This is a genomic window from Nostoc sp. DedSLP03 (assembly GCF_034530815.1).
In the GTDB taxonomy this organism is placed as follows: domain Bacteria; phylum Cyanobacteriota; class Cyanobacteriia; order Cyanobacteriales; family Nostocaceae; genus Nostoc.
On sequence record NZ_JAVRCK010000002.1, the window covers coordinates 135,206 to 156,121 of the forward strand.

Genomic DNA, 20,916 nt, shown 5'->3' on the forward strand with positions numbered 1-20,916 from the left:
GAAATTCCACAAGTCTCCTGCGATAACTATTAAGTTATTTTGATATAAAAGTCATCCCTTAAATAGTTGAGAATTTATAAAATTTATGCATGAAGAGTGAAATCTTGGTATTCTAAACAATACCAAGATTTTCTCGGAGAACACTAAGATTTTTTGGAGAACACCAAACCAAGATTTTCTCGGAGAACACCAAAATTTGTCAAACTTATGGTTTCATCAGTCTGATAGATTTTGAATTCCATCAATTATTTACTCGCAGATGTTGGCTTTGCTTGTCAATGTGCCAGAGATTAGCGTTCTGAACAATTTCCAGGTTTTAGGAGTAGCCGTGCATGGAAAAACAACATACTAGTCAGACGCTAGTAGACGTATTGCGCTACAGAGCTATTGGGCAACCTCAGACGCTAGGCTATACCTTTTTGGTAGATGGTGAATCTGAGGGAAGTAGACTCACGTATGGAGCATTGGATAAACAGGCAAGAGCGATCGCTACCTACTTGCAAACATTTACAAAGCCAGGCGATCGCGTACTCCTGCTCTACCCACCTGGTTTAGAATTTATTACTGCCTTTTTCGGCTGCTTATATGCTGGTACGATCGCGATTCCTGCCTATCCCCCTCGGCAAAATCAGTCGATTGCTAGGTTGGGTGCGATCGTTTCTGACGCCCAAGCAATTGCCATCCTGACAACAACAGCACTATTGCCAATCGTTAAGAACTACTTTGCAGACAATCCAGAACTAGCATCTCTAAAAGTCTTGGCCAGCGATGCGATTTCTGAGGCAAACGCAGGCGAATGGCAACCACCTAATATCAATGGAAATACTTTAGCGTTCCTGCAATACACCTCCGGTTCTACGGGAATGCCTAAAGGAGTCATGGTTAGCCACAGCAATCTACTGCACAATTTAGCCTACATTGACCAAGGTTGGAATCACACAGCTAATAGCGTGATGGTGACGTGGATTCCGTTCTTTCACGATATGGGGCTAATTTATGGAGTACTTCAACCTTTGTACTACGGCTTTCCTAGCTATATCATGGCGCCGGTGTCCTTTATTGGGCGTCCGATTCGCTGGTTGCAAGCTATTTCCCGCTATCAGGCAACCCATAGCAGCGCACCCAACTTTGCCTATGAACTATGCCTTCGGAAAATTACCGCAGAACAACGTGCTAGCCTAAATCTCAGTTCTTGGCGAGTTGCTTCCAATGGTGCCGAGCCAGTCAAAGCAGAAACACTCCAACGGTTTGCCAAAGCATTTGCTTCTTGTGGGTTTCAAGAAACAGCTTTTTGTCCAGCATACGGGCTAGCTGAGGCGACGCTGAAAGTGACTACCGTAGAGGCACAAACTCAGCCAATAACGATCGAGGTAGAGGCAACCGCACTGGCACAAAATCGGGTAGCGCTGGCAACAGCAGAGGATTCCAAGACGCGGCTTTTAGTTGGATGTGGCAATAGCCAGCAGGGCGATACCCAAATTGCGATCGCTCATCCTGAATTATTGACGCGATGTTTACCGGATGAAGTGGGCGAGATTTGGGTAGCGGGAGCGAGTATCACCCAAGGTTATTGGCAGCGATATGAGGAAACAAAACATACATTTGCAGCTTATTTAGCAGATACAGGGGAAGGCCCGTTTCTGCGTACAGGAGACTTAGGCTTTTTACAAGACGGCGAGCTATTTATCACCGGAAGACTCAAGGATTTAATTATTATTCGAGGACACAATCATTATCCTCAAGACATTGAACTCACAGTTACAAATAGTCATTCGGCTTTGGGAACGCAGGGAGTAGCTGCATTTACTATCGAGGTAGACGGTGAAGAACAACTCGTTGTGGCGTGTGAAGTCGAGCGAACTGCTGTGCGGAAGCTTGATGCAAGTGAGGTAATTGGCTGCATCCGACAAGCAGTCACAACACAGCACGAGTTAGAAGTTTATGCCGTTTTGCTGTTGAAGCCAGCCAGTATCCCCAAGACTTCCAGTGGAAAGATTCAGCGCTACGCCACCCGTGCAGGATTTTTGGCGGGGACTTTGGAAGTGGTGGGACAGTGGAGGAAGGCAGGGGAGCAGGGGAGCATACTTCGACTCCCTTCGACTACGCTCAGGGCAAGTCGCTCAGTAACCGGGGGAGCAGGGAGAAGTCGCAAGTCAGGAGACAAGGGAGCGGCGGAAATTCAAGATTGGTTGGTAAATAAGATTGCTCAACGACAAAACATTGCACCCCAATCTATAGATCCGCGTGAATCGTTTGCTTACTACGGGTTAGATTCTATTGCCGCAGTCAGCCTGTCGGCAGATTTAGAGGATTGGTTAGGTTGTCAGTTGTTGCCTACTTTGGCTTACGATTACCCGACGATCGCAACTCTATCAGCCTATCTCACAGAAACTTTATCCCAACGGCGAGAATCTCCAGAACCTAGACGCAATCTTAAATCTGTGGAGGCGATCGCGATTATTGGTCTTGATTGTCGCTTTCCCGGAGCTAATAACCCAGAAGCCTTTTGGCAATTACTCCGAAATGGTAAAAGTGCCATTGAGCAAATTCCCGTCAATCGTTGGGATTCTCATCTTTTCTATAACCCCATCCCCGCCCAACCAGGGAAAATGAGTACTCGTTGGGGTGGATTTATCGAGCAAGTTGACCAATTCGACCCCCAATTTTTTGGCATTTCTCCTCGTGAAGCCGAGCGGATGGACCCGCAGCAAAGGCTGTTATTAGAAGTGAGTTGGCAGGCATTAGAAAATGCTGGATTAGCAAGCGATCGCTTGACAGGGAGTAACAGTGGTGTATTTATCGGCATTAGTACCAATGACTATGCTCGATTCCAGTTCGATCGCTTGTCTGATATTGATGTCTATGCCAGCACAGGCAACGCTCTGAGCATTGCTGCTAACCGCCTATCCTATCAGTTCGATTGGCACGGGCCCAGTTGGGCGGTCGATACTGCCTGTTCTTCATCTTTGGTTGCAGTTCACCAGGCTTGTCAAAGTTTACGGTTAGGAGAATGTGACTTGGCTTTGGCAGGTGGTGTGAATTTAATTCTCACCCCCCAAATGACAATCGCCCTCTCCCAAGCAAGATTCATGTCAGGGGATGGTCGCTGTAAAACCTTTGATGCGGATGCAGATGGTTATGTTCGGGGAGAAGGTTGTGGAATCGTAGTGCTGAAGCGTTTAACTGATGCGATCGAAGATGGGGATAATATCCTGGCGCTGATTCGCGGCTCGGCAGTCAATCAGGATGGTCGCAGCAATGGGCTGACTGCTCCTAGAGGAATTGCCCAACAAGGCGTTATCCATCAAGCGCTTGTTAATGCTGGAGTCGTACCCGCAGCCATTAGCTATGTGGAAGCTCATGGGACAGGTACAGCTTTGGGCGACCCGATTGAAGTTAATTCGTTGCAATCAGTGCTGATGTCAGGCCGTTCTCCAAAACAACCTTGTGCGATCGGTTCGGTGAAGACTAATATCGGTCATTTAGAATCAGCAGCCGGAATTGCAGGGTTAATTAAAGTTGTACTGGCTTTGCAACATCAAGAGATTCCCGGTACGCTTCATCTCCAGCAGTTAAATCCGAAGATTACCATCCAAGACACGCCTTTTTCAATTCCCCGCGAGACTCAGAAGTGGTCTGGTTTTGGGGAGCAACGTTTTGCAGGAGTAAGTTCCTTTGGCTTTGGCGGTACGAATGCCCATGTTGTTTTGGAGGAAGCACCGGGGGGGACTAGGGGGGCAGCACTTCGGCTACGCTCAGTGACCGAGGGGCAGAGGGCAGGGGAGCATACTTCGACTCCCTTCGACTACGCTCAGGGCAAGTCGCTCAGTAACCGGGGGAGCAGAGGAGCAGAGGAGCATTTAAAATCGCTGTTGACAATTTCGGCAAAAAGTGAGAGGGCGTTACGGGAATTAGCTCGGCGGTATGTGGCGTTTCTGGAATGTGATTCAGAAGTATCTTTGAGGGATATTTGTTATACGAGCAATGTGGGGCGATCGCATTTTCACCATCGACTAGCTCTGGTTGCAGAATCCTCTGAGGAATTTTGCGAGGAACTCGCAGCGTTCATTTATAATTCACCGCCTTCTAGAACAGGCGATCGTTGTCAGGGAGTTGCTTTCCTGTTCACTGGCCAAGGTTCGCAATATATCGGTATGGGGCAGGAACTTTACAACACGCAACTTGTTTTCCGGCAAGCCATAGAACGCTGCGCTGAAATCTTACAGCCATACTTAAATCAACCTTTGTTAGAGGTTCTATATCCAAGTAGTCAGTTAGACAACCCAACTCAAGCTTCTATTAATGAAACTGCTTATACTCAACCTGCTTTATTTGCATTGGAATATGCATTGTCCCAACTATGGCAGTCCTGGGGAATCAAACCGAGTGTGGTGATGGGACACAGTATCGGTGAGTATGTTGCTGCCTGTGTAGCAGGAATGTTTAGTTTGGAAGATGGACTGAAGTTGATTGCTGCACGAGGGAGACTGATGCAAGCATTACCGTCTATGGGAGCAATGGTAGCGGTATTTGCCCAGTTGCAAGAAGTATCGAGCATCATCGATGAGTATTCAGATTTGGCGATCGCCGCAATGAACGGGGCACATTTGATCGTCTCAGGTGGATCTCAATCTATGACATCGGCTGTGGCTCGGTTAGAAGCAAAGGGAATCAAGACAAAAGCACTTGAGGTTTCCCATGCTTTTCATTCGCCGTTGATGCAACCCATGCTGGCGGAGTTTGAGCAAATTGTCCAGCAAGTAAACTACTATCCGCCAAACCCCGATATTCGCTTTATTTCTAATCTCACAGGTCAACTGGCAAAAGCAGAGATCGCCACGCCTGAATATTGGGTAAAACATATAATGCAGCCAGTCCGGTTTGCTGATGGAATGGCAACTCTGGCAGAACTAGGAGCCTTAGCGTATTTGGAAGTAGGGCCGCAACCGATTTTATTGGGAATGGGTCGCCAGTGCTTACCGAGTAACGATTATGTGTGGCTTCCCAGCCTCAAAAAGGAATCGAATTCACAGCAGATGTTGTCCAGTTTGGCAACTTTGTATGAATGTGGAATATCAGTCGATTGGGTAGGCTTCCATCATGGCTCTCAACATCGTCGGGTAGTGTTGCCCAATTATCCCTTTGAGCGATCGCGTTTCTGGATGGAAACTGCATCTAGTAGCGTGACTGCTAGAGAATCGCTCTACTCGCCAGCAGAAATCAAGCGTTTGCTCGTGCCCCAGTTGGTTGAATTGACAGCCCAACTTAGTCTAAAAGACTATGGGGAAGCCCTAAGTACTTTGGAATCCCTAAGTATTCTTTATGTAGTGGCGGCATTCCGGCAGATGGGGTGGAATTTGCAGCTAGGCGATCGCTATTCCATCCCCCAACTCACCAAACTAGGAGTCATCGAGCAACATCAGAAACTCGCACTGCGCCTGTTGGAAATGCTGGTTGAAGAAGGAATTCTTCAGCGAATTGGTAATCAGTGGGAAGTAACTCGAATACTGGAGTTACCCACACCAGAAGCGCAACTGGATAATTTGCGATCGCAATATCCCCAAGCAAATGCAGAACTGACACTACTAAAGCGTTGCGGTTCGCACCTAGCTCAAGTGCTCCAAGGTGAAACTCGCCCACTGGAGTTGCTATTTCCCCAAGGCGATTTGACAGCATTAACCCAGCTTTACCAGGACTCTCCTGGCGCAAAGGTAATGAACGCACTAGTCCAAAAGGCAATCTCAACCGCGATTTCTAGTGATACAGTCAGCATTTTGGAAATTGGAGCCGGAACCGGCGGAACAACTGCTTACCTTCTACCTCATCTCCCAGCAGATCGAACTGAATATGTCTTCACAGACTTAGGAACCTGGTTCACTGCCAAAGCTCAAGAGAAATTCCGGGATTACCCATTTATCCGCTATCAGTCTTTAGATATTGAACAAGACCCCCAATCTCAGGGATTTACTAACCATCAATACAACATCATTGTGGCAGCAAATGTCCTGCACGCAACTGAGGATTTACAGCAAACCTTACGTCACGTTCGCAGCCTGTTAGCATCAGGAGGATTGTTAGTGTTGCTGGAGGGAACAAGTCCCCGACGCTGGTTAGATTTGGTCTTTGGATTAACGCCAGGGTGGTGGAAATTCTCAGACTACGAGTTGCGACCATTCTACCCTTTGTTAGCGGTGACTGACTGGCTGGAATTGTTGTCTGATTGTGGGTTTCAAGAAGCTGTGCATCTTGCACCTGATTGCGAAGCGATCGGCGATTCATTCCAACAGGTTGTCATCCTGGCTCAGAGCATCAGCACCGATAACCCAGTTAACCACAATCATCTTCCATCGCCCATTGCTGCCACCATCAACACGCCAAAATCAATATTTCTCCAATCGCTAGTATCAAAGCCTCCACGAGCGCGACAGGAGGAATTAGTCACTCATGTCCGCTCATTGGTAGCCAAAGTTTTAGGCTTAAAGCAATCCCAGTCCATCGGTTTGCAGCAAGGATTTTTTGAATTAGGGATGGATTCATTAACTGCTACGGAGTTGAAAGACCAATTGCAAAATAGTTTAGGCTGTTCGCTTTCCTCAACCACACTATTTGATTATCCGACAGTGGCAGCGTTGGCGAATTATCTGGAAACGCAAGTGTTGTCGTTAGATCCACAAGCATCAGCCCAGGAGGCTAACCCTAACTCAGAGAGTGTCCAGCAACAAGCCTTACTGGAAGAATCATCATTAGAAAACAGAGCGAGATTGTCATCGCCGGAGCAATCGCTTGACGAAATTGCAGATTTGCTGGCTGCAAAACTAGCATCAATCAGAGAGGGAAAACTGCTATGAGTCGTCCTTCCGAAACCAGAGATTATGGGCAATTAATGCAGAACGCATTGTTGGAGCTATCAGCCTTACAAGCAAAGCTCGATACCCTCGAATATGCTGCAACTGAACCGATTGCAGTCATCGGTATTGGTTGCCGCTTTCCTGGAGGAGTTAACTCTCCAGAGCAGTTATGGCTGTTATGCAAAAATGGTGGTGATGCGATCGCCGAAGTTCCTAGCGATCGCTGGGATGTAGATGCTTACTACGATCCCGATCTAAGTAGTTATGACAAAACTAACACTCGTTGGGGTGGCTTTTTAGCAAATATCGATCGATTCGATCCCGGCTTTTTCGGAATTTCCACGAGCGAAGCAGCTACCATTGACCCCCAACAACGGCTGCTATTAGAAGTAAGTTGGGAGGCATTAGAAAACGCTGGATACGACCCTTTACAATTGGCTGGTTCTCAGACTGGTGTGTTTGTGGGAATTGCTACTTGTGATTATTACAAAGCCATGACCGCAATTCCCACGAGAGCCGGCACCGGGATTGCCAACAGTATGGCGGCAAATCGCCTGTCTTATTTTTTGGATGCGCGAGGCCCTAGTGTGACAATCGACACTGCTTGTTCGTCGTCCCTGGTTGCCATTCATACCGCTTGCCAAAGTCTGCGGCATCAAGAGTCAAATCTGGCATTGGTGGGCGGTGTGAATATTATGTTGTTACCGGAGGTGAATATTACCTTTTCCCAGGCTGGCATGATGTCATCTGATGGACGTTGCAAAAGCTTTGATGCTACAGCCAATGGCTACGTCCGAGGAGAAGGATGTGGGATAGTTATCCTGAAGCGTTTTTCAGATGCAGTCAAAGATGGCGATCGCATTTTAGCTTTACTACGGGGAACCGCCGTAAATCACAACGGTCGCAGTGTTGGACTAACTGCGCCAAATGGGTTGGCTCAACAAGCAGTGATTCGGCAAGCATTAGCAAATGCGAAGCTGGCACCCCATAAAATTGACTATGTTGAAGCACATGGTACGGGTACTCCAATGGGTGATGCCATCGAGCTACAAGCAATCTTCGGGGTGCTAGGACAGGGGCGAACCCTTGAGCAACCCTGCGGACTCGGTTCTGTGAAAACTAATATTGGCAACCTAGAAGCTGCTGGTGGGATTGCCGCATTCATCAAAACTGTCCTCTGTTTGCAACACGGAGAAATTCCTCCTCATCCCCATTTCAAAACCATCAATCCCCATATTGACATCAAGTCAACACCATTCTTGGTTCCTACAATCGATCGTCCGATAGATATCAAACCTCGGTTTGCTGGCGTTAATTCTTTTGGTTTTGGCGGTACTAATGCTCATGTGGTGCTGGAAGCAGCACCAGAGGAGGGCAGGGGGGCAGCACTTCGGCTACGCTCAGTGACCGAGGGGCAGGGGAGCAGGGGAGTAAATTTTCATGTCAAATCGCTGTTGACGCTTTCGGCAAAAACTGAGACAGCGTTACGGGAACTAGCAAGTTGCTATGCAGATAGTTTAGAAAACCATGCTGCTCAATCGATTCCCGATATCTGTTTCACAACTAATATCGGTCGATCGCATTTTAACTATCGTCATGCCATCGTTTCATCAGGCGATTTACCCCATTTAATCTCTCAACTGAGGACATTCGCCACTAGCAAACAGACAACAGGACGGCTACAGCCGGATAATTGCCCGAAGATTGCATTTTTGTTCGCTGGACAGGGTTCGCAATACGTTGGTATGGGATGGGAACTTTACAACAGCCAACCTATTTTCCGTGCTGCCTTAGACGATTGCGATCGCATCTTACGCTCTTATTTGGATCGGCCACTGTTGGAAGTACTGTATCCAAACTTAGGGAAAGGGGGAAAGGGGAAAGGGGAAAGGGAAAGAAATTTAGTGCCTCATCTTCTAGATGAAACTGCCTATGCCCAACCTGCTCTATTTGCCCTAGAGTATGCCTTAGTGAAATTGTGGCAGTCATGGGGCATTGAACCCGATGCAGTGATGGGTCATAGCGTCGGAGAGTATGTAGCAGCTTGCGTGACAGGTGTATTTAGCTTAGAGGAAGGGCTGTACTTGAGCGCAGAACCGGGACGACTGATGGCAACGCAAGCTAGAGAAGGGCAAATGGTGGCGGTGTTTGCAGCTAGGGAGATTGTAGAGGAGGCGATCGCATCTTACCAGGATGCTGTTGCCATTGCCGCCTTTAACGGCCCTACCCAAACTGTGATTGCGGGCGATAGACAAGCGGTTGCAGCAGCGATCGCCCGTCTGGAATCGGATTTCATTATGACTCGTGAGTTGAATGTTGCCCACGCGTTTCACTCACCCTTAGTAGACCCCATCCAAAATGCCTTTGAGCAGACTTTGAGGAAAATGCAGTTTTATCCACCTTGTCTACCCTTTATCTCTCATCTTTCGGGAGAATTCGAGGCAGGGGTACTAGATGCTAACTACTGGCGCTCCCAACTGCGATCGCCCGTGCGTTTCGATCGAGGTATCCAAACTTTAGCAGAAGCAGGGTATAATATTTTCTTGGAAATTGGCCCAACAGATACCCTAGCAAGTATGGTTAAGCGCTGTCTACCTAAAAACACTGCTACTTGCTTGTCTTCTTTAAGACAAGGACATGATGACTGGCGATCGCTGCTCGACACCTTAGCTACTTTATACGAGAAGGGTATAAACATTAATTGGTCAGAATTTCATCGAGATTCTCCCAGACAACGAGTTGCTCTGCCCACTTATCCTTTCCAGCGCCAACGCTGTTGGATTGACAATGAATTTTAGATTTTAGATTTTAGATTTTAGATTTTTTGGTTCATGCCCCGCCCCGCTTAAATTTTAGATTTTAGATTGCCGATTTTAGATTAAAAATTCCTCAATCCCAAATCCAAAATCCAAAATCCAAAATTGATTGACTCTCTTTGAAAAACTTCCAAATAGAAAATACCCCACTGTTACCAGTCAACGATTAGCCAACATTTTATGCCTATAGGAATCGAGAAACTTAATCTGTACTCAGGGCAGTTCTATCTAGATATTGCCGATCTTGCCGAAGCGCGTGGTAAAAACTTCCAGCACATTGCCGATAGTTTAATGTGCAAAACGCGATCGGTTTATCCGGTCTATGAAGATGCGATTACTCTGGCGGTGAATGCAGCCAAACAACTCTTATCACCTCAAGACCTCCAAGACATCGAACTACTAATTGTCGGTACAGAATCTGCGGTTGATTGTGGCAAATCCCTGTCTACCTGGGTACATCGGTTTTGTAACTTGTCTCCAAATTGCCGTAACTTTGAGGTGAAACACGCTTGTTACGGTGGCACTGCGGCATTCAAAATGGCCGCTTCCTGGGTAGCTTCAGGGGCTAGACCTGGAAAAAAGGCATTGGTAATTAATACTGACTTCAGCAGCGTCACGCTCAATACTGACCAGGAGTTTATCTGCGGCGGTGGTGCAGTAGCGATGCTCGTTAGTACTAATCCTCAAATTCTCGAAATTGAACTGGATAAGGCGGGTTACTGGACAAAGGAGATTTCTGACTATCTGCGCCCCACTTTCAACACCGAAGTCATCAAAAGTGAAACGAGTCTTTACTCTTATTTAGATGCTTTGGAGGGAGCATTCAGTCACTACGAGCAAATCGTGGGTTCTGTAGACTATGATGCTGATTTTCAAAAACACATTTATCATGCGCCCTTTCCAGCAATGACATTTCAGGCACATCGCACCATACTCAACCGATTTGAGGCGGTAGGCAAAGCGGCTGCTAAGTTAAGTTTTCAATCAAAAGTTGCAGAGAGTATACATTTTGCTCAACAAATTGGTAGTTCCTATGGAGGTTCCAATTTTATTTGTTTGTTAAGTCTTTTGAATTATGCCAAGGATCTTAATCCGGGCGATCGCATTTCCCTGTTTGCTTATGGTGGTGGTTGCCAAGCAGAATTCTACAGCGCCACCATTGGAAAGGCTGCAACTGAAATTGTCCGATCGCTCAACATTGACGAACACCTCAATCAGCGACTTCGTTTATCCGTTGCAGATTATGAAGCTAGTGAATTGACCCGTGAAAAATATAGCGATCGCCGGGACTTTAACTTAGAAAACTATTTAGATGAACGCTATGAAAAACGCTATCGAGGCCAAGGTTTACTTGTGTTAAGCAATGTTGAAAATTACTATAGGCAATATCAATGGAGTTAATAGTAGAGTCCGTCCGATATAAAATCGATTCAGGAGTCGCCCAGATTGCCTTGGTGCAGCCCCAAACAGGTAATGCACTCAATCCATCTTTAATTAATCAACTTAGTCAAGCGTTACAAGCTGCGATCGCTGATTCATCTTGTCGGGCGATCGTGCTTCGGGCTGAGGGAACTGACTTCTGCAAAGGACTTGACTTGGAATGGATATTACAGCAGGGAGGAAGACCTCAAATAGAACTGTTTCAAGCCTTTATAAATTGTCTGCAACTGATTTGCCATTCTCACTTACCCGTAATCGCCTGTGTTGAAGGTAATGTTACAGGTGGAGGACTAGGTTTAGTTGCGGCTTGCGATCTGGTTATTGCCAACGAGAACGCAATATTTATGTTGCCAGAAGTCATCATTGGCATGATTCCGGCTTTGATTGCACCGTTCTTGCTGCATCGTCTGACCATAGCACAGCTCAAGTATTTAACCCTCAGCAGTCGGGGCATTGACAGCCTAGAAGCCAAGGCCTTTGGGTTAGTGGATGAAGTTGCAACTGAAGGTATGGCTACCACCTTGAACCGACAATTACAACGACTATTTCGTTCTTCTCCCGAAGCGATCGCTGCCAGTAAACAATATTTTGAACAACTCTATGGGTCAGATTTACAGCGACAAATTAATATTGCCCTGAATCAACTTGTTTCATGGTTAGCACAACCGGAGGTCTTAGAAGGAATTCAAAGTTTCACCGAGGGATTCTCGCCACCTTGGTTTCAAAAGTACAGGGGAAAAACCCATGTCTAAAGTTTTGCTCGCTAATCTAGAAGACGGTATCTTCCAACTGCAAATCGATGACCCTGAAAACGAAAATCGTTTGAGCGAAGAACTATGTGATGAATTAATGACAGCCCTGACCGATCTAGCGACAGAACCGAGCCTGAAAGTCTTGATTTTGAGTGGGCGATCGGATGTCTTCTGCGCGGGAGCCAGCTTGGACACCATCAAACAAGTTGTAAGTGGCAATGCAGATGTCAAAGATTTATCACTCCCCAACCAACTACTCAGCTTTCCCGTACCAATTATTGCAGCTTTGCAAGGTCATGCTGTGGGAGGTGGCATAGCGTTAGCACTCTACTGCGATATGGCGATCGCATCCGAAAACAGTCGGTACGGAGTTAATTTTACAGATTTGGGATTTACCCCCGGAATGGGTATCTTGTCTGTCTTACCTGCAATGGTTGGACATCACTTTGCTAGCGAGATGCTCCTCAGTGCCAAGCTTTACAAAGGCAAAGAACTCAAGGGACGAGGTTTATTTAACTACATAGTTCCAGCTGAGGAAGTTATGACTTTAGCCTTGGATATGGCACGGAGAATTGCCGAAAAACCCAGACATGTTTTGGAGATGGTAAAAGACACCCTGTGTCTACCCCGGCGTCAAGCTCTCCAAGCAGCATTGTCCCGCGAACACCTAATGCACAAAATCTGTTTTGGCGTTCCAGGGACATTGGCACACATCGAAGCGGCTTATTTAGCCTAAATTTTGTTTTTTAATTTTCAATATAGGAGACAAGACATCATGGATCGAGAGCAAGTATTAAATGTCGTAATTAAACATATCAAGCTCAACATAGATGGACTGGAAAATGTTGAAATAGATCCACATAAAACCATCGGAGAATATGGAGCCAGTAGTCTTGACGGCGTAGAAATTGTTTCTGCTTGTATGCGAGAACTCAAAATAAAAATTCCCAGAACAGAAGTTTCTAGCTTTAAGACAATCGATGACTTGGTGGAACTGTTCGCCAAGTTTAAAGACGAAGCTTCTCAAGAAGTTAAAGTTACGCCATAAAAATTCCCCAGTCAAAATTGTTCTAAGGTACAAGAAGCGATAAATCGCTGTCTCTATAACAACGCTCAATCCTTCGTATAGACGGCGATAAATTGCGTCTTTGTAATCTATAACTTTCATCAAAAAACCTTAACCAGTAAGCAGGTGAAAATGGTTACTCAAACTGTCGAGTCCGATGTCCAAGATTCATTAATGGAATACTTGGAAGATCCGTTCTTAAATCACCTTTTTAAACAAATCAGAAAAGCTGAACAAATTAGAGGGATATCAGTTGATTTAACCCATGCGTGCAATCTTCGGTGTCAGGGATGCTATTTCTTTTTAGATGAATTGGATCAATTCAAAGCACCCAAAGATGAAGCCGAATTTGATATATTTATTGCTCACGAAAAGAGCAGAGGAACAAATTTTATTACAGTGGTTGGGGGAGAACCCAGCCTGATGCTAGAGCGATTGCAGAAGCTTTACCAGAATTTTCGGTTAATGGTTGTTACCAACGCCCTGATCAAAATTCCTTATGAGGGATTTGAAACAATGCCGATCGCGATCTCTCTTTGGGGCGATCGTGAAACTGACAAGACACTCCGAGGAGGTGGTAAACTTGATGTTTTCAGCAAAGCTTTAAAAAATTACAAAGACGATCCGCGTGCTATTTGGCATTACACTACTACACCAGGTAACGCCCATGAAATCGCTAGCGTTGTTGAGCAGTGCGTAGCCAACGGTAATCGCGTCTTGTTTAACTTTTACAGCGATCGCCTGGGCTTAGGAGGAGTTTACGATCGCAATCTGGGATTTGCAGATGTGCGGCGTGAAATTGATAAAGCGATCGCCCGCTACCCTGACAAAATTTTAATGACTTCGTACATGAGCAGCGTGTTTACCACACAGCAACTTTACGATGAAACTTGGGGTTATGAAGTTTGCACTAGTCTCACTGTAGATCATGAAATTAATCAAAACCGGATTAAAAATGGTAAACGTTATAACCCCCATTATCGCGCTTACAATCCCGATCTGAAATCAACTCGGCGTTGTTGCACAGGTGATAATCAAGATTGCTCAACTTGTTACCAAACTTGGGCGCAGGTTGGTTGGATCATGATTAATCTAGAACGACACCTCGCCTCCAAACAAGAATTTACTAACTGGCTGACTACGACATATCTGTTTTACCTGATGTGCCGCATGGTTGACTTTGAATCCGGCGTGCAACTTTTACCTGAAATTCATCAACGAATCAAGAGTACTGAATTCCGTTAGCAGTAACGGGGTGTTGAGCCAGTGCTGAGTAAAAAACTGCCCGGAAGGGTCAAAGCTAATACCTGTGTCCATCAGTATTGAGTAATTTTCCTTACTCAAGACTCAGCACAGAGTAAAGTAAATTGCTAGTAATTCAGGATCTATTCGTTTCTATATTGCTCGGTTTTTCGCAAAGGAAATAAATTGCTATGGCTACTCAAGTAATAGAAACCGAGGTACAAGATCCTTTAATGGAGTATTTAGAAGACCCCTTTCTGTATCACTTGTTCGCACAGATTAGAAAAGCGGGCGCTATTAAAGGAATCTCTGTAGACTTAACTCATCTATGTAATCTGCGGTGTGAGGGTTGTTGTTTTTTCACCGATGACCTGGATCAAAATGCAGCACCCAAAGACGATGCTGAGTTTGAGGCTTTAATTGCACAAGAAAAAGCTAGAGGCACTAACTACATTACGGCAGTTGGGGGTGAGCCTACCTTAATGCTGGATCGATTGCGAAAGCTGGCGCAAAATTTTTGGATGATTGTTGTCACAAACGGGATGATCAAAATTCCTTATGAGGGATTTGAAAATACAGCTATTAGTGTTTCGCTTTGGGGAGATAGCGAAACCGATAAAAAGCTGCGGGGAAAAGGCAAGTTAGATGTTTTCAGCAAGGCTCTCAAAAATTACAAAGACGACCGTCGAGCCTTTTGGTACTACACAACGACCGCTGGTAACGCCCATGAAATTGAACGGGTTGTTGAAAAATGTGTCGAAAACGGTAATTGCGTAATGTTTAACTTTTACGGGGATAAGGCAGGGTTAGGAGGTGTTTATGATAATCAACAAGGGTTTGCAGATGTGCGTCATGAAATCGACCGGATGATTGCCCGCTATCCCGATCGCATCTTGATGACCTCGTACATGAATCAAGTATTTACTACAGGACAAATGTACGATGAAACCTGGGGCTATGATGTCTGTCCTTGCATTAGTGAAAATCGCCCAGAGAATGCAGCCCGATTCCAAAATGGTAAACCCTATAATCTTCACTTTCGCGCTTACAATCCTGATGGCAAATCAACCAGGACATGCTGCACCAGCGAACATCCCGATTGCTCAACCTGTTACCAAACCTGGTCGCAGATGGGCTGGATTATGCTGAATATGGAGCGGCACTTAGGTTCTAAGCAAGAATTTACCAACTGGCTGACGACAATGTACGTGTTTTACTTGGGTGCTAGAGCTGTTGATTTTGAATCTGGCGTTCAGCTTTTACCTGAAATTCATCGGCGAGTGAGTGGGATATGAATCAAGAACCGATCGCGATCGTTGGTATTGGTTGTCGCTTTCCTGGAGGTGTCCAAAGCCCAGGTAGCTTCTGGAACCTGTTGCAAAATGGCAGGGATGCAATTACCGAAATACCTGGCGATCGCTGGAACGTTAACAAATTTTATCATCCCGATCCGGTGGAACCAGGTAAAACATATAGCCGCTGTGGTGGGTTTCTCGACCAGATAGACCAGTTTGATGCCAAATTCTTTGGAATTTCTGGTGCAGAAGCGGCTCGGATTGACCCCCAACAACGACTCTTGTTAGAAACAACGTGGGAGGCGCTAGAGGATGCGGGACTTGTGCCGGAACATCTGGCTGGCAGCGATACCGGGGTTTTTATTGGGGTACTTAACCGGGATTACAATTACATTCAATTGGGGGAGCGCGATCGCGATGCGATTAATGCCCATACCATAGTTAGCTCAAACCTCAACTTGGTACCAAATCGCATTTCTTACTGCTTTGACTTCACAGGCCCCAGTCTGCCGATTGACGCTGGCTGTGCCTCGTCATTAGTCGCCGTTCACTTTGCTTGCTCTAGTCTCTGGAATGGGGAATGTAGCCTTGCCCTAGCAGGTGGGGTCAATGTCATCTTCAAACCAGAAGTCAGCATCGCCATGAGTAAGGCATTTTTGCTGTCTGCGGATGGTCGTTGCAAAACTTTTGATGCCGCAGCAGATGGTTTTGTGCGGGCTGAAGGGGTGGGGGTTGTTGTTCTAAAGCCGCTATCTCATGCCCTTGCTGACGGCGATCCTATTTATGCAACGATCCGCAGCAGTGCTGTCAATCAAAACGGTCGCGGCAGCAGTTTTACAGCCCCCGATGGTTTGGCACAACAAGCAGTCATGCAAAAAGCCTGTCGGCAGGCAGAAATTCTCCCTCAGCAGGTGCAGTATGTAGAGACGCAAGGCTCCAGTTCGCCGATGGGGGATGAGATTGAAGCCAAAGCGATCGGGGCTGTCATCGGCAGCGATCGCGCTTTGGGCAATGAATGCGCCATCGGATCTGTAAAAACAAATATTGGACACATGGAAGCGGCTGCTGGCATTGGCGGACTGATTAAAGCAGCGCTAGCAGTTAGCCATCGTCAGATTCCAGCCAATCTGCATTTTCAAACCCCCAATCCCAAAATTCCTTGGGAGGAACTACGGTTGCGAGTGCCAGAATCCTTAGAACCACTAACGAATAAGGGTAATCAACCACCAATCGTCAGTGTGAATGGGTTTGGTCTGGGGGGTATGAATGTTCATGTGATTCTGCAAGGTGTAGAATCCTTGCCAATTGATACTGCGATCGCTAACCAACCACAACTGTTTTTAATGTCAGCTCGTAGTCCAGAGGCTTTGAAAGCCTTTGCTAAAGCTTATATTGAGTTTTTTACTGCCCAGGATAACCCGACAATTTCATTGGCAGACATTTGCTATACAACTAGTCTGCGCCGCAGCCATCATTCCTACCGTTTGGCAATGGTGGTTGATTCTAAGAAACAACTCGCCGAGCATTTAGTGGCTTTTCTCGCACAAGAAAACCGCCCCTATATGTTTTCCGGCTATGTAGAGCAACAGGGGGAGCAGAGGGGCAGGGGAGCAGAGGGGCAGAGGAGAAGTCCTCAATTCAAAATTCTAAATTATGCTACTGAACGCGCTCAGATATTGAATTCCTTAGCAGAGCAGTATACCCTAGAAGATTCCATTGATTGGAATGCTCTTTATCCTCATGGTGGTTCTTTTGTGCGTTTGCCGTCCTATCCGTGGCAACGACAGCGTTACTGGCACGAATCAGAAGCCTCACGGCAAGATAGATTAGGAGAATCTAATACAGCCCAAGCCTCTAGTGTGGTTGATTCTAAGATTGCCGAACAGATTGATATTATAAAGCAATGGTCAGTAGCGATAAATAGCCAACGCACCGATTTATTAAGCACTTACATTCAAGCACAAATTGTCCAAGCCTTAGAGTGTGAGCCTGTTCAAGTTGATGTCCAAAAGCCACTTAATAGTATGGGCATCGATTCTCTGATGGCTGTAAGTCTGAGAAATCACATTGTCACCAATTTAAAGATTGAACTGCCAATCGAACAGTTCATTGCTAGCCCTAGCATTGCGGAATTAGCTCAAGCTTGCCACGAACAATTAATTTTGAAAAATTTGATACCAACTATTCAGATTGCTAATTTTGTTGAAGAAATAGAGGAGTTAACACTTTAGCCTCAATTCGGTTTTGAGACGAGTACAAGCAAAAGCAGATCGGGTTTTGGAGAGGGCTGAATATGGTATTCAATGAATTGTTAACATCTAGTTTGTCAGTCAAAAATTTAGTAGAACTGACGCGTTATCGCGCCGAACAACAGCCCGATCGCCTCGCCTACACCTTTTTGGTGGATGGAGAAAAGGAAGTAATTAGTCTCACATATCGAGAACTGGATCTAGCGGCACGAGCGATCGCGGTTCAGCTGCAAACTGTCAGTGCCAAGCATGAGCGTGTCCTGCTTCTCTACCCGCCTGGTCTTGATTTTATTACCGCCTTCTTTGGCTGCTTATATGCTGGTACGATCGCCGTTCCTGCTTATCCGCCTCGACAAAATCAGTCGATCTCCAGGTTGATGGCAATTATGGCAGATGCCCAAGCTAGGGTTGCCCTGACTACAACTTCTCTGCTCACCACGATCGCTACTCAATTTAACCACCATCCAGACCTGACCACAAAACAGATTTTAACTACCGACACCATCGCTAATCAGCAAGCAGAGTTTTGGCACGAACCCGTACTCGATGCAAACGCGATCGCATTTTTGCAATACACCTCTGGCTCAACCGGGATGCCCAAGGGGGTTATGGTCAGTCATGGCAACTTACTGCACAATTTAGAACTGATTCATCAATTTTTCCAAACCACTGCCAACGAATTAGGCGTATCCTGGCTGCCCCCTTATCATGATATGGGCTTAATCGGCGGCATCCTCCAACCCCTCTACGCCGGTTCCTCAATCATTTTGATGTCGCCTGTTGCGTTTTTGCAGAAGCCCTACCGTTGGTTAGAAGCAATTTCTTGCTATCAGGCGACGATTAGTGGCGGGCCGAATTTTGCCTATGATTTGTGCGTGCAGAAGATTCAGCCAGAACAATTAGTGGGTCTTGACTTGAGCAGTTGGAAAGTTGCTTTCAATGGTGCCGAACCAGTTCGTGCCCAGACCCTAGAGCGATTTGCTACCAAGTTTGAGCCTTACGGCTTTCGCCCTGAAGCTTTTTATCCTTGCTATGGGATGGCTGAAGGCACATTGTTGATTTCCGGGGGGGTAAAAGAGTGCTACCCAACAGTGTGTAATGTAGAAAGTACTGCTCTCGAACAAAACCAAGTTGTGCTGTGTGCAGAGCAACAGCAGCATAGTATCAAGATAGTTGGGCAAGGTAAGACGGGGTTAAGTCAAACAATTGCGATCGCCAATCCGCAATCTTTCCAGAGATGTCCAGATGGTACAGTTGGAGAAATTTGGGTTACAGGAGCGAGTATTGCTCAAGGATACTGGCAGAAACCCCAAGAAACGCAAGAAACATTCTATGCCTGTTTAGACGATACAGATGAGGGTTCGTTTCTGCGAACGGGCGACCTGGGATTTCTACATAATGGTGAATTATTTGTTACCGGGCGACTCAAGGATTTAATTGTGATTCGAGGTCGCAATTACTATCCTCAAGACATTGAACTGACGGTGCAGGAAAGTCATTCGGCTCTCCGACAAGGTTGTGGAGCAGTGTTTGCCATTGAGGTAGAAGGAGAAGAAAGAATCGTCGTTGCTCAAGAAATCGAGCGCACCTACTTAAGAAAGCTCAATGCAGATGAAGTGATCGCGGCAATTCGGCAAGTGGTGTCACAGGTTCATGAGTTATCAGTTTATGCAGTGTTGCTGCTCAAGACTGCCAGCATTCCCAAAACATCAAGTGGTAAGATTTCCCGTACTGCTTGCCGCAATGGATTTCATACAGAGAGTTTGGACATTATTGCTGCTGACATCTTGCCCCAATGGGATAGCACAGATAGCGAATATAAACTCACAGCAGCAGAACTGTTAGCGATCGCTCCCACACAAAGACAGCAGCACTTAGAGTCTTACATTCAAGCAAAACTAGCAAGGGGACTGAAAGTTGACTTGGCAAAACTCCATCCCCAACAACCCTTGCATCAGCTAGGCCTCGATTCCTTGACTGCGATCGAGATTAAACATCAAATCGAAGTCGATCTAGAAGTGAATGTTCCTGTGGTCAAGTTTCTCGAAGGTGTGACCATCAGAAATCTCGCTGCTCAAATTCTCAGACAATTGACTGGAGTAAATTCTCAGCAGCAAGGCGAAAAGCTACCCTTTTTCTGCATTCATCCGGTGATGGGTGTCGCTTCCGTTTATTCCGATCTGGCAGAGTTATTGGGTCAAGAACAACCTTTCTATGGGCTACAATCTGCGGGGATTACTGGCGAAGGCAAATCAAAAGATTGTATAGAAGACATTGCTGCTGAGTATATCCACGGTATCCAACAGGTGCAGCCAGAAGGCCCCTATTGTTTAGGAGGTTGGTCTTTTGGGGCGCTAGTGGCATTTGAAATGGCCCAACAGCTACAGCAAGCAGGACAGACCATTGTCTTACTGGCACTGATTGATACTCCCGCCTTTTGCGACAATCGCACTCAGAATTTCTTCCAGATGGCTAAATTTCTACTGAATTCCGTGCTTCGCAATCTTGGCCCTTATCTGGATGAAACAGTAGACCATTTTCTGACTGCTGTCGAAGAACGACAACTCACCCAACAAATTGGAACTAAGACCTCGAAGCCATTGCATTTTTTAGTTGAGCCAGGAAGTATAGCTAAGGTTGTCGCCCACCAGTCCAGGCTGAGTAAGCTTTTCCAACCAGCTGCGCGACGGCTATTCCAAGTCATGCAAGCTAACAACTCAGCCCTCCTCAAATACAAGCCACAGCCTTATCCAGGTAAAGTTACCCTCTTTCGGACGAGCAAACAAACTGGAAAAAATCCCCAAGATGCAACCCTTGGCTGGGGCGATCTAGCAATTGGCGGAGTTGAGATTCATCAAATTCCGGGAAACCATCTGAATTTAGTTCTCCCGCCCCATGTAGAGGTACTTGCCGAAAAGCTAAAAGCTTGTCTTGATCGCGTGCAGGTTCAAAAGATGGAGGTGTTGTAGATTTTCCCTTTTCTAAGAGGCTTGTATTAGCTTGATAATACTATCAGGAGATTTATAAAAATAAATAATAACCAAAATGTTCGCTTTGATTACTGATAGTTATAAAACAGCAGTAACTGATATTATCCTATCAAGTCTCTATCTATATTCAAAGGATAAAAAATCAAGCAATAAGTAGAACGGTTTCAAAAAACCAAACTATGTAAAGAAAAATAAAATAGGCTGAAACCCTTTTACCT

The 20,916-nt window shown here is 46.0% G+C and carries 10 protein-coding genes; all 10 read left to right on the forward strand.

Annotated features, from left to right (window positions below):
• Positions 1-332 precede the first annotated feature (332 nt).
• A complete protein-coding gene (locus RM368_RS01640; protein WP_322692425.1) occupies positions 333-6,848 on the forward strand; it encodes a polyketide synthase in 6,516 nt (2,171 codons plus the stop codon).
• Positions 6,845-9,646 (forward strand): type I polyketide synthase, encoded by a 2,802-nt coding sequence (locus RM368_RS01645; RefSeq protein ID WP_322692426.1) that lies wholly within the window; start codon positions 6,845-6,847, stop codon positions 9,644-9,646. The genes RM368_RS01640 and RM368_RS01645 overlap by 4 nt, the downstream gene beginning before the upstream one ends.
• Before the next feature lie 198 nt (positions 9,647-9,844).
• A complete protein-coding gene (locus RM368_RS01650) occupies positions 9,845-11,065 on the forward strand; it encodes a hydroxymethylglutaryl-CoA synthase family protein (RefSeq protein ID WP_322692427.1) in 1,221 nt (406 codons plus the stop codon).
• Positions 11,056-11,856 carry an enoyl-CoA hydratase/isomerase family protein gene (locus tag RM368_RS01655; RefSeq protein ID WP_322692428.1) on the forward strand — a complete coding sequence of 267 codons (801 nt, stop codon included), beginning with the start codon at positions 11,056-11,058 and terminating at the stop codon, positions 11,854-11,856. The genes RM368_RS01650 and RM368_RS01655 overlap by 10 nt, the downstream gene beginning before the upstream one ends.
• Positions 11,849-12,592, forward strand: a complete 744-nt coding sequence (locus RM368_RS01660) for a polyketide synthase (RefSeq protein ID WP_322692429.1) — start codon at positions 11,849-11,851, stop codon at positions 12,590-12,592. The genes RM368_RS01655 and RM368_RS01660 overlap by 8 nt, the downstream gene beginning before the upstream one ends.
• Positions 12,593-12,631: 39 nt before the next feature.
• Positions 12,632-12,904, forward strand: coding sequence for a phosphopantetheine-binding protein (locus tag RM368_RS01665; RefSeq protein WP_322692430.1), 273 nt, complete (start codon positions 12,632-12,634; stop codon positions 12,902-12,904).
• A gap of 150 nt (positions 12,905-13,054) precedes the next feature.
• Positions 13,055-14,167 (forward strand): radical SAM protein, encoded by a 1,113-nt coding sequence (locus RM368_RS01670; RefSeq protein ID WP_322692431.1) that lies wholly within the window; start codon positions 13,055-13,057, stop codon positions 14,165-14,167.
• A gap of 188 nt (positions 14,168-14,355) precedes the next feature.
• Positions 14,356-15,459, forward strand: coding sequence for a hypothetical protein (locus RM368_RS01675; protein WP_322692432.1), 1,104 nt, complete (start codon positions 14,356-14,358; stop codon positions 15,457-15,459).
• Positions 15,456-17,690 (forward strand): type I polyketide synthase, encoded by a 2,235-nt coding sequence (locus RM368_RS01680; RefSeq protein WP_322692433.1) that lies wholly within the window; start codon positions 15,456-15,458, stop codon positions 17,688-17,690. Before RM368_RS01675 ends, RM368_RS01680 begins: the two co-directional genes overlap by 4 nt.
• Before the next feature lie 62 nt (positions 17,691-17,752).
• Entirely contained in the window at positions 17,753-20,677 is a 2,925-nt protein-coding gene (locus RM368_RS01685) for an AMP-binding protein (protein ID WP_322692434.1), read from the forward strand.
• Positions 20,678-20,916 lie beyond the last annotated feature (239 nt).

Excerpts from the sequence above, each read along its gene's own strand:
- RM368_RS01640 (WP_322692425.1), top strand. The coding sequence starts at position 333 with ATGGAAAAACAACATACTAGTCAGACGCTAGTAGACGTATTGCGCTAC.
- RM368_RS01645 (WP_322692426.1), top strand. The coding sequence starts at position 6,845 with ATGAGTCGTCCTTCCGAAACCAGAGATTATGGGCAATTAATGCAGAAC.
- RM368_RS01650 (WP_322692427.1), top strand. The coding sequence starts at position 9,845 with ATGCCTATAGGAATCGAGAAACTTAATCTGTACTCAGGGCAGTTCTAT.
- RM368_RS01655 (WP_322692428.1), top strand. The coding sequence starts at position 11,056 with ATGGAGTTAATAGTAGAGTCCGTCCGATATAAAATCGATTCAGGAGTC.
- RM368_RS01660 (WP_322692429.1), top strand. The coding sequence starts at position 11,849 with ATGTCTAAAGTTTTGCTCGCTAATCTAGAAGACGGTATCTTCCAACTG.
- RM368_RS01665 (WP_322692430.1), top strand. The coding sequence starts at position 12,632 with ATGGATCGAGAGCAAGTATTAAATGTCGTAATTAAACATATCAAGCTC.
- RM368_RS01670 (WP_322692431.1), top strand. The coding sequence starts at position 13,055 with ATGGTTACTCAAACTGTCGAGTCCGATGTCCAAGATTCATTAATGGAA.
- RM368_RS01675 (WP_322692432.1), top strand. The coding sequence starts at position 14,356 with ATGGCTACTCAAGTAATAGAAACCGAGGTACAAGATCCTTTAATGGAG.
- RM368_RS01680 (WP_322692433.1), top strand. The coding sequence starts at position 15,456 with ATGAATCAAGAACCGATCGCGATCGTTGGTATTGGTTGTCGCTTTCCT.
- RM368_RS01685 (WP_322692434.1), top strand. The coding sequence starts at position 17,753 with ATGGTATTCAATGAATTGTTAACATCTAGTTTGTCAGTCAAAAATTTA.